The following is a 13615-nucleotide window of genomic DNA, read 5'->3' as shown; positions in this document are numbered from 1 at the left end:
AAGATTAACACAATACAAAATAATAAGAACATGACTAAAACAATTTTAATTGCAACAGATTACTCTCTTGAGTCATTGAATATATTGAAAAAAGTACTTAAAGAGAAAGATGCAGCAGAAGATCAGAACCAATATAATATCCTTCTGACTTCCGGATATGATTCCGGAGATTCTATCAGAGATCTTTTATTCAGCACCAAAACATCTGTTTTCAATAAAATCAGACCGGCAGAATTCTGTGATGCCTTTGGAATTATCAGTAATAAATATCCTCATCTGGTTAACAAAATCATCTGTGATGTCTTTACAGGAAGTTTCCAAAGAACATTCAATCAGTATGTAAAGGCGGAAAATATTGAGGAAGCTTATTATTCTCCATCCATCAAAAGCAAAGGAAAGGGCAAATTTGATCTGATTCCTTATATCAAAAAATGCAAAGAACTGAAGTCTCATGAGATTACTGTAGAAGTAAGAGAAAGGCTTCCGGAAAGAGGAAGGCTGGCAGAGATCTTTGTAGAGGTCTAAAAATTAAACACTATTTAAAAACGATAAAAAATGTTAAGAAATTATAGTAACAGCAGGACACTGGGAGACAATATCAGGTTGGGGACGCTGACTGCCTTCACGGCAGGTACTATAAACATTGCTTCCCTATTGATATTCCTCTCTTTTACGTCGAACGTAACGGGACACTACGCTATTTTAGCCGCTGAGATCAGTAAAGGAAACTGGACGCAGGTAGGAGTAGTGGGAGGATGGATCTTTTTGTTCTTTTTCGGAAGCTTCCTGTCCAACTTTATTGTCATCAATTTTAATAAGAAAAGTAAATATTTTGCCCATTCTATGCCGATTGTGCTGGAAATCATATGTCTTCTTTTTGTAGGAGTATACGGGCAGTTTTATTACCAGAAAACATTAGAAGAAACAGAATATTTAGTAGCATTGATGCTTTTTGCTACCGGGCTTCAAAACGGATTAACGGCAAGTATCTCCAACTTCTCTGTGAAAACGACCCACCTTACCGGCACAACCACCGATTTAGGAATCCTGGCATCAATGTTTACACAGAAAAAATACAGAAGAAATGGAGAGTTGATTGGCAGAGCCAAACTTCTGATGAGTATTATGCTTGCATATGTAATGGGAGCGGTGTTTTCCGGACTAACTTATTACTATCTGGAGTTCAGAGTGTTCTATGTCATCAGTATATGTCTGCTGATTGTTATTGGGTACGATGCGTATAAAATTCATATCCGTCACTTTAATACGAAATACAGATACAACAGGATTTACAGAAAGGCCAATATTTTTGCTTACCTGTATGAGAAAATCCATGGAATTCCTACAAAAGAGAAGAAAAGAAAGCTTGTCTTTGAGGATTAGAATATAAAACACACTATTATTTTTTGTATAAACTAGCTGTAAATGCCCTTATTTTTTTATAGAATAAGGGCGTTTTTATTAAAAATGAACTTAAAAATCTATAAATTAATTGCTTTTTGTCCTGTTTTTCACGGTTACTGAAATGAAAAATTCCAGATTGGATCAATAAACTTGCTAAAGCCCTTCATTACAAACATTAAAAAAAACAGTTGGGGATAAATAGGCAAAAATGTTGATAATTAAATATTAAATCACGGTTTTGGTATTTTAATTCCCATTTTCATTGACTATTTTTGTAAGTTGATTTACGTTTTTATGTCAGATATTATTCAGCTTTTACCGGATCATGTAGCAAACCAAATTGCAGCGGGAGAGGTGGTGCAGCGGCCTGCATCCATCGTGAAGGAACTTTTGGAAAATGCTATAGATGCAGATGCAACGAAAATTGAACTGATCATCAGGGATGCCGGGAAAAACCTTATTCAGGTGGTAGATGACGGAAAAGGAATGTCCGAAACGGATGCCCGCATGGCATTTGAAAGACATGCTACCTCCAAAATCAAAGGGACAGAAGATATCTTTAAGATTGCTACGAAAGGATTCCGTGGTGAAGCGCTGGCTTCTATTGCTGCCGTTTCCCAGGTGGAGCTCAGAACAAAACAGAAAGATACTTCCATCGGAACCAATATTTATATCGAAGGCGGAGTATTCCAGTTTCAGGACCCGGCTCAGACAGCGGACGGATCAAATTTTTTAGTAAAAAATCTTTTCTATAACGTTCCTGCAAGAAGGAAGTTTCTGAAAAATAATAATATTGAATTCAGACACGTAATCGATGAATTTCAGCGTGTTGCGCTGGCTCATGAGAATCTGGAGTTTTCCCTGTTCCATGATGATGAAGCTGTTTTCAGACTGAGAAAAGGAAGTCAGATGCAGCGTATTGTAGATGTTTTCGGAAGAAAACTTCAGCCACTTTTGATTCCTATTAAAGAAGATATTATCTGGTGTAAGCTTCATGGTTTCGTTGCGAAGCCTGAAGGGGCTAAGAAAGCAAGAGGTGAGCAGTTTCTTTTTGTGAATGGAAGATATTTCAGAAGCCCTTACTTCAATAAAGCAGTACAGGAGGCTTTTGAAGGACTTCTTCAGCCAGGATATGTGCCTTCGTTTTTCCTTTTTCTGGAACTTGATCCGGAGAAAATAGATGTGAATATTCATCCGCAGAAAACAGAGGTGAAATTTGAGGACGAGCATCTTATTTTTGCTTTGCTTCGTTCAACGATTAAAAGATCTTTGGGAATTTATAATGTTTCTCCAAGCCTTGATTTTGATAGAGATCCGGAATTGGATGAAATGATGAATAAACCGATTCCAAGCAAAGGAAACGGAGGGGGAAGAAGCGGAGGAATTATCAAAATGCCCGAGATCATTGTAGATAAAGATTACAATCCATTTTTGGAGGAGAAAAATGTAGTACATCCGGAGGAAATTCAGAACCTTACGGAAATGTATCATCAGAATATTACAGCAGAACCTTCAAAGATCAATTTATTTGAAGATGAAGACTTTGACGAAGATCTGATGAGACTTCCGAATGGTTATTGGCTATTCAATAAAGGAGACGTTACCCTCATGCTGGATTTGGGAAGAATGCACAGGTTATTGGTTTCTGAAGGTAATAAATCTACCAGAAAATCAAATACAAACAGCCATGCTCTTCTTTTCTCTCTGGAGTATCATATGAATGAAATCGAAAAGACAAAATATAATTCGATAAAAAAATATCTTCCGGAATTAGGGTTTGACATGAAAATTGCTCATGAAAGTGTACTTCGAATAGATTCTCTTCCCGAAGGACTGAAAGAAACTCAGGCGATGAAGTTCTTGGAAAACCTTTTTGAGATTCTGGAATATAAGACGGAAGAAGAATTTTTGCAGTATTACCATAATCAATGGAATAAAATGCAGTCGAAGTCAAGATTTGACTTTATTTATAAAAAAGATGCGGAACAACTTATTAAAGACTTTACAGCATTAGGCTTTCCGGAATTTTTACCGGACGGCAAAAGATGCTTTTATGAAGTTCCGTTTAACGACTTTAAAAACAAATTTTAAAAAATATGTTTAACAATATACCGCCCATCACAAGAAATATTATTATCATTAATGTTATAGTATTTATTGTTACCTACTTTATGGGAAACCAGGTAATTGGTTATCTCGCAGGTTTTTATCCATTCTCTCCTTTTTTCCATTCATGGCAGGTTATTACTCACATGTTTATGCATGGAAGTATTATGCATATTCTATTTAATATGATGACACTTTTTAGCTTTGGCCCCATTCTGGAACAGACATTAGGAGATAAAAAATATCTGATTTTATATTTTGTAAGTGGTCTTGGAGCATTTTTCCTATTTAATGCATGGAACTTTGTGGAAGTTCAACAAATTTCCCATGAATTGGAACAGCTGGGGTTTAATGTAAATGCATATCTGTCCGGCGCAAGTGTTGAATTTGCTGGAAATACGGGTTCCATTCTTAAACAAAAAGAATTACTGGAAAGCTTAAAAGGTATCGTCGCGACACCTATGGTGGGGGCGTCCGGAGCAATTTTCGGAGTAGTGGCTGCCTTTGCAACCTTATATCCGGATTCTAAAATCGGAATCATGTTTATTCCGGTTCCGATTAAAGTAAAATATCTGCTGCCTATTATTGTTGTTGGTTCCATATATCTTGGTGTTTCCGGCAATGGCGGGGGTATTGCTCACCTTGCCCACGTAGGTGGTGCTTTGGTTGGATGGGTGTTGGCACGAATTTGGAAAAAGCATTTGTACAGATTCAATTAAAATAATTTTGTGAAAATTTTCCGACTCATACTTTTCATCCTGCATCTTGGAATTCTTTTTCTGCTGCTGGGGACTTTACTGAATGCCTATGTTCCACCTAAGATTTTTCCGTGGTTTAATCTGCTTTCTTTAGGTTTTCCGGTACTTATGATCTCTTATATCATTTTAACAGTATTCTGGGTGTTCAGCTGGAAAAAAAGAGCTTTTGTATTCATGTTTATGGGCTTAGCTTTTATCAATCCGGTAAAAAGGTGGGTGAATTATTCTTCTCCTAAAAATGGAGATTCTGAGATAAAAGTCGTTTCCTTCAACACAAGAGCTAATAGTGGTAGAGTAGAAGAGATCGGAGCTTACCTGAAATCTCAGAATGCAGATGTTATTTTTTTACAGGAAGATTCCGGAGCGTCATATGAGTTTGAAGGATATCAAAAAACGAATCCAGCTGGGGGCTTTGCTATTTTAACCAGATATAAAATCATCAGCCAGAAAGCAATAGACCCACAAGATGAAAATATAAGAGTTCCCGGTCTACAGGCGGATATAGAAATTAATGGCAGAGTGTATCGTTTTATTGATGTTTACCTTCATCCATTCCGCTTTGATAAAGATATGGTAAGACTTAACGGAAATACCGATGCCAATGAGCAAAAGGTAAAAGATGTAGTTAAAAGACTGATTCCTACCTTTAAAAAACATCAGGAGCAGATAAATTTTATTCGACAGTCTGTTGAAAATTCGCCCTATCCCGTTATCCTTGCCGGAGACTTTAATTCTGTTCCAAATTCTTACGAATATTACCATCTGTCAGACGGGCTTGAAGATGCATTTTTAGCAGCTGGAAAAGGAAGTGCTACTAGTTTTCACGACTATAAATTTCCCATTAGAATTGACTATGTTTTTTCTTCAAAATCATTAAAGGCAATATCTTATGAAGTTGACCGTTCTATACATATTTCAGATCATTATCCTGTCATCGTAAAACTTTTCAGGGAGGGCAAATAATCATAAAAAGAGTTAAAGTTATCTGCTTGGTAGGATTTTTGTTGAAAGAAAACCGTACCAAGACCGTTTTTTTCATGAAGTTGAATCAGATATTACTATTTATACATATCGCCGTTGCTGTTTTGCTGTTGTGCACACTGGGGAATGCATGGATTCCGCCTAATCTTTTAGGCAATCTTAATTTGCTGTCGCTTGGTTTTCCCTATCTGATATTGGCGCATGTAATTCTTACCCTCATATGGATCTTTAAAAAACAAAAAATAGCAATTGCTTTTGCTCTGGGTACTCTTATTTTCTATAATCCGATCAGACGATGGATCAATTTTTCACCCAAAACAGAAAATGTAAAAACAATACGTGATATTAAAGTATTGACATTCAATGTGAAATATGGAGAATATGGTTGGGATAAAGTAAAAAATTACATTAAGGAACAAGATGCGGATATCATCCTTGTGCAGGAAAAAGATACCAACCGCGCTATCAAGAGGGATCTTATAAAATATCCTTCTGTTATTCTGAAAACAAAACATAAAATTGTAAGACAGGCAGAACTGATTGATGAAAAAGCCCGTGGAAATTCATTCTACGCGGATATTGACATCAATGGAAAAGTCATCAGAATTATTAATGTTTATCTTGAACCGTTCAGACTTCATAAATCAATGTTTACGAAGTTGGATGCGCTTGGTTTTGGAAATGTTTCGACATTATTGTCTCACATGACCCCTACATTTCAGGCTCATGAAGATCAGGTAAAAAGAATTAGAAAAATGGTAGATTTATCACCTTACCCGGTTATTTTAGCGGGAGATTTTAATTCTGTTCCCAATTCTTATGAGTATTATAATCTTGGAAAAGACCTTCAGGATGCCTTTTTGGTAGCAGGAAAGGGAAGTGCAAGCAGTTTTCATGATTATAAGGTTCCTTTGAGAATTGATTATATCTTTACTTCGAAATCTATTATTCCTTTAAGCTATAAGGTAGATCAGTCTGTGAAATTATCGGATCACTATCCTGTAATTGCAGAATTTCTGCTAAATTAGTTCCATGAAAAATATACTGTCAGCAATTTTTATTTTTACCCTCCTTTTTACTGCCTGTTCCAAGAAAGAATCTCCGGGATTCGCTGTTGAGCAGGAGGTTAAAATGAAGTATGATACTGCTGCTATTGATTCCTTTTCCACAGGAGCTGTTTCAGTAGATATTGCCCGAAAGATAAGAATGTCATCCCCTCAATATCTGGACTCTGTAAAACAGGCTAAAAAGCTTCAGGAAGAAGAGAATAAGCTAAAGGCAGAGCTGGAAAAAGAAAACAAAGCAAAACAGGAAGAGGAGAAGAAAAAAGCTGAAACAGAAAAGAAACAAAAAACTTCTGAAACATCATCAGCTCCGGACACCAAAACACAATAAAACAAACATCATTAATAATAGACAATATGAAAAAACAAATCTTTGCTGCAGTAGCGATCTCGGTATTCGCTGTAGCATGCACAAAATCAACAACAAAAACAGAGCAGGTAGAAAATGCTGACGGATCAGTTACCACAACGACAGTTACAGTTACAGACACCCCAAATGCTGTTGATACTGCAAAGATCAACAATGCAAAAGAGGATGTGAAAGCAAAAGTAGACGAAGCTGGAAATAAGATTGACAATGCTGCCCAGAAAGCAAAAGATAAAATTGACGCAACAGCAGATAAAACGAAACAGGATCTACACAAAGCAGGACAAGATATCAAAACTGAAGCAAATAAAGTAGGAAAAGATATTAAAACCGGAGCCCAGGAAGTAGGGAAGGATGCTAAGGATGCTGCCAAAAAAGGAGCTTCAAAAGTAGAAGAAGCTGCGAAAAAAGTAAAAGAAGATTTAAGTAAATAAAACAAAATCCGTAATTCAATTAGAATTACGGATTTTTATTTCTAGCTGTAAAGAGATTATTTCTCTTTTATTTATTCATTTCCAGTAATGGATCGATATATTCTCTGTCATTGCTTAATCTTGGTACTTTATTTTGCCCACCAAGCTTGCCTTTAGCTTCCAGCCAGTGATAGAAAAGATTATTTTTAGCGATATGAACAATAGGTCTTTTTAAAGTTATATTGTTGTATCTTTTTGCTTCATAATCTGAATTGATGGTCTTTAAATGCTTATCAAAAGCATCAACAAAATTGTCCAGATTATCGGGATGCTGGCTGAACTCAAAAATCCATTCGTGAGCACCGCCTTCGTTTCCTTTCATGAAAACAGGAGCTCCTGTAAAATCTGTAATCTGCGCTCCGGTTGCTTCACATGCTCTTGAAAGGGCAGATTCCACATTAGTAATCATTAGTTCTTCCCCAAAGGCATTGATATAATGTTTTGTTCTTCCTGTTATTTTTATTCTGAACGGATTGGTAGATGTAAAGACCACCGTGTCTCCAATAAGATATCTCCACAGTCCGCCGTTGGTAGTGATTACCATTGCGTAATTCTTTCCGGTTTCTACATCTTCCAGGCTTACTACTTTAGGGTTTGAAAAATGGAACTGATCCATAGGAATGAATTCGTAAAAAATTCCATAATCCAGCATCAGAAGCATTTCATCGCTGTCTGATCTGTCCTGTATACCGAAGAAGCCTTCAGAAGCATTATAAATTTCGTAGTAATTGATGTTTTTCCCGATGATCTGCCGGAATTGTTCCCTATAGGGTTTAAAACTGATTCCGCCGTGAAAAAACACCTCCAAATTAGGCCATAGCTCTGAAATACTTCCTATATTGGTTTCCTTCAATACTCTTTGCAGAAGAACCATCATCCAGCTTGGCACTCCAAGGATACTTCCCACATCTTCATTTTTTACTTCAGAAGTGATTGCTTTCAGCTTGCTTTCCCATTCTCCCATCAAAGAAACTTTCTTACTCGGAGTGGTGGTGATTTCTACCCAAAAGGGAAGATTGTCAATTAAAATAGCAGATAAATCACCAAATTTTGTGTTAAAATCTGCATATAATTCTGAACTTCCTCCTAAGCGTAAGTTTTTATAATTAAAAAGCTGGTTCTCGGGATGATTATTGGCATAAATGGACACCATATCTTTTCCTGCCTTCATATGGCAGTATTCAAGGCTTTCTGCAGAGATCGGGATAAATTTGCTCTTGGCATTGGTAGTTCCTGATGATTTGGCAAAATGCTTAATAAGTCCGGGCCAGCTCACATCTTTATATCCCTGTCTTGCTTTTTCAATATAGGGCTCCATTTCTTCATAGGTAACAATAGGGACTTTGTTTTTAAAATCCTGATAACTTGATATAGAATTGAATCCGTATAGCTTACCATATTCCGTGTCCTCGGCATGAAACAGCTGAGAAAAGAGTATACCTTTCTGTGTTTCAATAGGATGGTCCATGAAATTCTGTATCTGATCTATCCTTTGTCGGATAAACCAGTTGACTACGGTGTTGAAAAGTGCTTTGGTTGCCATTCCAACAAATATAATGATATTTGAATTTTCAGAAAATTTTTTAAGTGATTAAATAAAAAAACCGCTACAGATTCTGTAACGGTTTGATATTTAGGCGTTTGTTTTCTTAGCAATACTCATCGTATGCAGCCTGAAGGTTTGCTGCAATAGCGCCTGCAGGGTTTCCTTCAATGTGGTGTCTTTCCAGCATATGAACTAATTCACCATCTTTGAAAAGTGCTACACATGGAGAACTTGGAGGGAATGGAGCAAGGTGTTTTCTTGCTTCTACTACGGCCTCAGTATCAAATCCTGCAAATACAGTTGTTAAATGATCAGGTTTCTTATCTCCTGTCAGAGAGTACACTACTCCTGGTCTTGCCGCTCCTGCAGCACAACCGCATACTGAATTGATGACCAATAATGTGGTTCCGGACTGCTTCAAAGCATCTTCTACCTGAGTAGGAGTTGTTAAGTCCTGGAAACCTTTATCTGTAAGCTCTGCCTTCATAGGCATTACCAAATCTGTTGGATACATATATTTTGTTTTTTATCTCTACAAAGTTAAGCAATTCTTTGCTTTTGTTCAATATATAAAAACTATCAATTGTTTAGTCATAAAAAATTAACCAAATATTAATATTGCAATAATATTCTAAAAAATGTGAATTAATACTAGGAATAATAAAATATTATTATTAAATTTGAAATGATTCTGAAAAACAAACGACCGTGAAAAAACATTTAAAGCTTTCCCTCAAGCAATCAATCACTTAAATACTTCTGTAATATGGTAGTATCTTAATTCTTTTTTTCAGTTTAGAATCAAACTGATTAACAAACTTTAATATCCAAAGAAAGTGAAGCCCGGAACTGAAAAGTTCCGGGCTTCTAATCAAATCGATATGCAAAGGTTGTATATCCTTAGTTATGGAATGAAACATGCATCCGGGAGATTGAGATTACCCCAAATCCCGGAATCCGGATCACATTATGAAAGGAGCTTTTTAGCCATCTCGGAAATACTTTTTCCGTCAGATTTTCCGGCTAATGCTTTTGAGGCAGCTCCCATTACCTTCCCTAAATCTTTGATAGACTCAGCTCCGGTTTCAGAAATAATGTTCTTAATTTCTGTTTCTAATTCTTCAGCAGAAAGCTGTTGAGGTAAAAACTGCTCAATTACTTTGCTTTGAGCCTCTTCTACTTCTGCAAGATCCTGTCTGCCCTGAGCCGTGAACTGCTCAAAAGAATCTTTACGCTGCTTGATCATTCTCTGTAGAATGGCAATTTCCTGCTCAGCAGAAACTTCAGCGCCTCTTGCTTCTGTTTTTAAAAGAAGAATCTGAGATTTTACAGCACGCAGAGAATCCAGAGCTACTCTGTCTTTTTCTCTCATGGCTGTTTTTATGGCTTCGCTTATTGTATTTTCTAAACTCATGTTTATATGCTTTAGGCTTTAGGCAATAAGCAGTAAGCTTTTTGATCCGGCTGGGACAGCCTATGGCTTACTGCGTACTGCTTATAGCATTTAATCTACGTCTTTATTTAAAAACCTGTTTTCTCTGATCTGCATAGATCCGTTGTTGTCAGATAAGTACGTGTTAATGTTCTGATCTGAAGCATTGTTTCCGTCAATAGAGATATTTTTTCTTTTGAAAGCAGGAATAGATTCAAACTCGCTAGTGCTGTCAAAGCTTTGGTAGCGGGAATTGAATTCTTTTAATTTATTTCTTCTTTCAATTACTCTATCCTGGTCCATCGTTTTGTTCACAAATGTGAATTCTGATTCCTCAGTTTTTGGAGTTTCAATTTCTGTTTTGCTTTCAAAAGCAGGTTTTGTTTCTGCCTTTGGTTCTTCCTGTTTTTGGTAGAAGGTTTCAATCTTCTGAGCAGGTTCAGCTACAGCAGCATTTGCAGGGGTATTAAATTCTGCTTTTGGCTGTCCAAAACCTGTATTAGGTTCATTCCTTACAGGTTCGTTTACAAAGAAGCTGAATTCAACTGGTTTTTCTTCAGAAAAAGAGTTGTTGAAGGTATTCCCGGACTGTGGCTCATCTTTTTTATTTTCAAAATCAAATGAGAAAGACTGGATCTCAAGATCGTTCGGATCTTCATTCTCTTCATCTATGGAGAACAAGCTGTATTCCTGCTCTTCTTCTTCATTTCTCCAGTTTTGTTCAGGAGTATTTACTGTATCTTCCTCTTTATCAAAGAATTTTATTTCAGTTCTTGGCTGCTCTTCTTCAATAATCATTTTTTTTTCAGTAGACGTTGTGTTGAATGGAGCATCATGGTCTTCATCATCTAATCTGAAAAGGTTTTTTCCGCCGAAATCGTGTGTTGTTTCAGGAGCTGATTCTCTTTCCTCTCTTGTTTTGAAAGGAGAGTTTTTTGGAGCTTCAAAACTATCGTTAAGGCTGATTCTGATTTTTTCTGTAGGACCCGCAAACTTTTTATTGTCATTAGAGAATCCTGTAGCGATAACAAGAACACTTACAGCATCTCCTAATTCTTCATCTGCACCCACCCCGAAGATAATATCAGCAGTGTTTCCTGCTTCTTTCTGGATATGATCCATGATGATACCGATTTCATCCATGGTAACTTCTTCAGCACCACTTCTGATCAATAACAGAACGTTCTTAGCACCTGTAATCTTATTATCGTTCAATAATGGGGAATCAAGGGCTTTTCTTACTGCTTCTTCAGCTTTATTTTCACCTGAAGCAGTTCCTGTAGACATTAACGCTGTACCAGAATTCTGAAGTACAGATTTAGCATCTCTAAAGTCAATGTTTACATCAAAGTACCCTGTAATAACTTCTGCCATTCCTTTTGCGGCATTAGCTAGAACTTCATCAGCTTTTGAGAATCCCTGTTTAAATCCAAGGTTTCCGAATTGTTGTCTTAATTTATCGTTATTGATAACAATTAATGAGTCAACATTATTTTTTAGTTTGTCAAGACCATTTTCGGCCTGATCTAATCTTCTTTTACCTTCAAAGCTAAAAGGAACAGTAACAATACCTACCGTTAAAATTCCCATGTCTTTTGCTACTTTAGCAATGACAGGAGCGGCACCGGTACCGGTACCACCACCCATTCCGGCAGTGATGAACACCATCTTGGTGTTTTGGCCCATAGCAGCCTTGATGTCTTCAATACTTTCTATCGCTGATTTTTCTCCCACTTCAGGGTCAGCACCTGCTCCAAGACCTTCGGTAATGGTAGTTCCCAACTGTACTTTATTGGCAACAGGGTTATTATCTAAAGTTTGAGCATCCGTATTACAAATCACGAAATCAACTCCGTGAATTCCTTTCTCGTACATGTGCTTTAGAGCGTTGTTTCCACCGCCCCCTACACCGATTACTTTTATGATGGATGAATTTCCTTTTGGCAAATCAAATGAAAATCCTTGTGTACCTATATTTTCCATAACTATATTTTTAATAATTATAATTGATAATTGATTAATGATAATTGATAAGGAAAAGATCGTTTATCGCTTATCATTCATCATTTATAATTTACTCTACTTCTTCAAAGAATTTTTTTACTTTTTCCATAAGCGACTGCCCGAAGGTTAGCTTCGCTTTTCTATTTTCTTGCTTTTCGTTTTCAAAAGAGTGCTGCTCCTGAACTGGCGCTGCCTGTTGAATAGGTTGAACCGTTTCTGTCTGTGCTACAGCTGTTTCCTGCTTTGGCTGTTCAGTGATAATTTCTATCTCTTCATCAGCATTCTGCTTTTTGTCTCTAATTTTCAAACTCTCCATCAGTAACCCGATAGACGTAGCAAATTCAGGGCCTTTCAAGTACTGATTTTTATCGTTGGCGATATATTCATTCGCAAAACCGATTCTGCTGTCAAAACCTGTGGTATAATTGGCCAGCTGGCGAAGGTGTTTCAAATTTGAACCACCACCTGTGAGAACAATTCCGGCAATCAGTTTTTTCTTTTGTTCAAAAGCACCGTAAGCCTTCAGTTCTGTATTGACCATTTCCAAAACTTCTTCTACTCTCGCATTGATGATCTGTGCTAAAGTTTTTAAAGAAATCTCTTTGTCTGGTCTTCCGTGAAGCCCCGGAATAGTTACAAAAGTACTGTCTTTTTCTAATTCGGGAACAGCCGAACCAAACTTTACTTTAAGCTGTTCTGCATGTTTCTCGATAATAGAGCATCCCTCTTTGATATCTTCGGTAATAATTCCGCCTCCGTATGGGATCACACAGGTATGACGGATGATATTATCTTTAAATATGGCAATATCTGTTGTTCCACCACCAATGTCAACGATGGCTACACCAGCTTCTTTCTCTTCTTTTGTAAGAACAGCTTCTGAAGAGGCTAATGGCTCTAAAGTAAGAGCCTCCATTTCTAATCCGGCTTCACGAACACATCTTGCAATGTTTCTGATGCTGCCCATTTGGCCTACTACAACATGGAAGTTAGCTTCTAAACGCTTTCCGTGCATCCCTACGGGCTCTTGAATTTCCCCCTCGGAATCCACTTTATATTCTTGAGGAAGTACGTGGATAATTTCTTCTCCAGGAAGCATGACCAGTTTTTTTACCTGATCTTTTAATGCTTCAATGTCATCGTCTGTAATAAATTTATCAGGGTGTTCACGCATAATATAATCGGAGTGCTGCAGAGAACGTATGTGTTTTCCTGCAATACCTACCGTAACTTTGCGGATAGGAACACCAGCACTGGACTGTGCTTCGGATACTGCAGCCTTGATTGAATTGATGGTTTGTGAAATATTATTCACAATCCCTTTATGAACACCAAGACTTTTAGCTTTTCCTACACCGAGAACTTCTATCTTCCCGTGTGCATTCCTTCTTCCGACAATCGCGACTATCTTCGTTGTCCCGATGTCCAGACCTACTGAATACTCTTGATTTTCCATTTTTATATCGATTTGATTTTTTCT

Annotated in this window: 13 protein-coding genes; 8 read left to right on the top strand and 5 right to left on the bottom strand. The window is 37.1% G+C overall.

Going from position 1 to position 13615, the window contains the following annotated elements:
• Nucleotides 1–30: 30 nt before the first annotated feature.
• From LKL37_RS14610 to LKL37_RS14575, 8 genes are all read left to right on the top strand, one after another.
• Nucleotides 31–525 carry a hypothetical protein gene (locus LKL37_RS14610; protein ID WP_431611262.1) on the top strand — a complete coding sequence of 165 codons (495 nt, stop codon included), beginning with the start codon at nt 31–33 and terminating at the stop codon, nt 523–525.
• Between the two features lie 30 nt (nt 526–555).
• Nucleotides 556–1383 carry a YoaK family protein gene (locus LKL37_RS14605; protein WP_431611261.1) on the top strand — a complete coding sequence of 276 codons (828 nt, stop codon included), beginning with the start codon at nt 556–558 and terminating at the stop codon, nt 1381–1383.
• Between the two features lie 315 nt (nt 1384–1698).
• A complete protein-coding gene (mutL, locus tag LKL37_RS14600) occupies nt 1699–3495 on the top strand; it encodes a DNA mismatch repair endonuclease MutL (protein ID WP_431611260.1) in 1797 nt (598 codons plus the stop codon).
• A gap of 5 nt (nt 3496–3500) precedes the next feature.
• A complete protein-coding gene (locus LKL37_RS14595) occupies nt 3501–4229 on the top strand; it encodes a rhomboid family intramembrane serine protease (protein ID WP_431611259.1) in 729 nt (242 codons plus the stop codon).
• Nucleotides 4230–4238: 9 nt separating this feature from the next.
• Nucleotides 4239–5231, top strand: coding sequence for an endonuclease/exonuclease/phosphatase family protein (locus tag LKL37_RS14590; protein ID WP_431611258.1), 993 nt, complete (start codon nt 4239–4241; stop codon nt 5229–5231).
• 74 nt (nt 5232–5305) lie between these two features.
• A complete protein-coding gene (locus LKL37_RS14585; RefSeq protein ID WP_431611257.1) occupies nt 5306–6277 on the top strand; it encodes an endonuclease/exonuclease/phosphatase family protein in 972 nt (323 codons plus the stop codon).
• 4 nt (nt 6278–6281) lie between these two features.
• On the top strand, nt 6282–6644 hold the full coding sequence (locus LKL37_RS14580) for a hypothetical protein (RefSeq protein WP_431611256.1): 363 nt from the start codon (nt 6282–6284) through the stop codon (nt 6642–6644).
• A gap of 26 nt (nt 6645–6670) precedes the next feature.
• The gene (locus LKL37_RS14575) at nt 6671–7114 is read left to right on the top strand and encodes a hypothetical protein (protein ID WP_431611255.1); all 444 of its coding nucleotides are present in this window, start codon (nt 6671–6673) and stop codon (nt 7112–7114) included.
• Nucleotides 7115–7181: 67 nt separating this feature from the next.
• Here the strand turns inward: LKL37_RS14575 and LKL37_RS14570 are convergent, their stop codons facing one another.
• From LKL37_RS14570 to ftsA, 5 genes are all read right to left on the bottom strand, one after another.
• Entirely contained in the window at nt 7182–8696 is a 1515-nt protein-coding gene (locus tag LKL37_RS14570; RefSeq protein ID WP_431611254.1) for a GH3 auxin-responsive promoter family protein, read from the bottom strand.
• A gap of 106 nt (nt 8697–8802) precedes the next feature.
• Nucleotides 8803–9213 carry a BrxA/BrxB family bacilliredoxin gene (locus LKL37_RS14565; RefSeq protein ID WP_079243608.1) on the bottom strand — a complete coding sequence of 137 codons (411 nt, stop codon included), beginning with the start codon at nt 9211–9213 and terminating at the stop codon, nt 8803–8805.
• A 453-nt stretch (nt 9214–9666) separates the two neighbouring features.
• Complete coding sequence (locus LKL37_RS14560; RefSeq protein WP_431611253.1) at nt 9667–10113, bottom strand: GatB/YqeY domain-containing protein; 447 nt, start codon at nt 10111–10113, stop codon at nt 9667–9669.
• A gap of 90 nt (nt 10114–10203) precedes the next feature.
• Entirely contained in the window at nt 10204–12114 is a 1911-nt protein-coding gene (ftsZ, locus tag LKL37_RS14555; RefSeq protein WP_431611252.1) for a cell division protein FtsZ, read from the bottom strand.
• A gap of 91 nt (nt 12115–12205) precedes the next feature.
• Complete coding sequence (gene ftsA, locus LKL37_RS14550; RefSeq protein ID WP_431611251.1) at nt 12206–13591, bottom strand: cell division protein FtsA; 1386 nt, start codon at nt 13589–13591, stop codon at nt 12206–12208.
• Between the last annotated feature and the right edge of the window lie 24 nt (nt 13592–13615).

Origin of the sequence: Chryseobacterium sp. 'Rf worker isolate 10' (assembly GCF_050753305.1) — a bacterium.
Classification (GTDB): domain Bacteria; phylum Bacteroidota; class Bacteroidia; order Flavobacteriales; family Weeksellaceae; genus Chryseobacterium.
Note: the sequence above shows the minus strand (reverse complement) of the source record. Positions and strands in the feature narration are given on the sequence as shown.

What these genes read in the sequence shown, in the direction of transcription:
- ftsZ (WP_431611252.1), bottom strand. Translation starts at nt 12,114, where the DNA reads ATGGAAAATATAGGTACACAAGGATTTTCATTTGATTTGCCAAAAGGA.
- LKL37_RS14605 (WP_431611261.1), top strand. Translation starts at nt 556, where the DNA reads ATGTTAAGAAATTATAGTAACAGCAGGACACTGGGAGACAATATCAGG.
- LKL37_RS14595 (WP_431611259.1), top strand. Translation starts at nt 3,501, where the DNA reads ATGTTTAACAATATACCGCCCATCACAAGAAATATTATTATCATTAAT.
- LKL37_RS14580 (WP_431611256.1), top strand. Translation starts at nt 6,282, where the DNA reads ATGAAAAATATACTGTCAGCAATTTTTATTTTTACCCTCCTTTTTACT.
- LKL37_RS14570 (WP_431611254.1), bottom strand. Translation starts at nt 8,696, where the DNA reads ATGGCAACCAAAGCACTTTTCAACACCGTAGTCAACTGGTTTATCCGA.
- mutL (WP_431611260.1), top strand. Translation starts at nt 1,699, where the DNA reads ATGTCAGATATTATTCAGCTTTTACCGGATCATGTAGCAAACCAAATT.
- LKL37_RS14565 (WP_079243608.1), bottom strand. Translation starts at nt 9,213, where the DNA reads ATGTATCCAACAGATTTGGTAATGCCTATGAAGGCAGAGCTTACAGAT.
- LKL37_RS14575 (WP_431611255.1), top strand. Translation starts at nt 6,671, where the DNA reads ATGAAAAAACAAATCTTTGCTGCAGTAGCGATCTCGGTATTCGCTGTA.
- LKL37_RS14610 (WP_431611262.1), top strand. Translation starts at nt 31, where the DNA reads ATGACTAAAACAATTTTAATTGCAACAGATTACTCTCTTGAGTCATTG.
- LKL37_RS14585 (WP_431611257.1), top strand. Translation starts at nt 5,306, where the DNA reads ATGAAGTTGAATCAGATATTACTATTTATACATATCGCCGTTGCTGTT.
- ftsA (WP_431611251.1), bottom strand. Translation starts at nt 13,591, where the DNA reads ATGGAAAATCAAGAGTATTCAGTAGGTCTGGACATCGGGACAACGAAG.
- LKL37_RS14560 (WP_431611253.1), bottom strand. Translation starts at nt 10,113, where the DNA reads ATGAGTTTAGAAAATACAATAAGCGAAGCCATAAAAACAGCCATGAGA.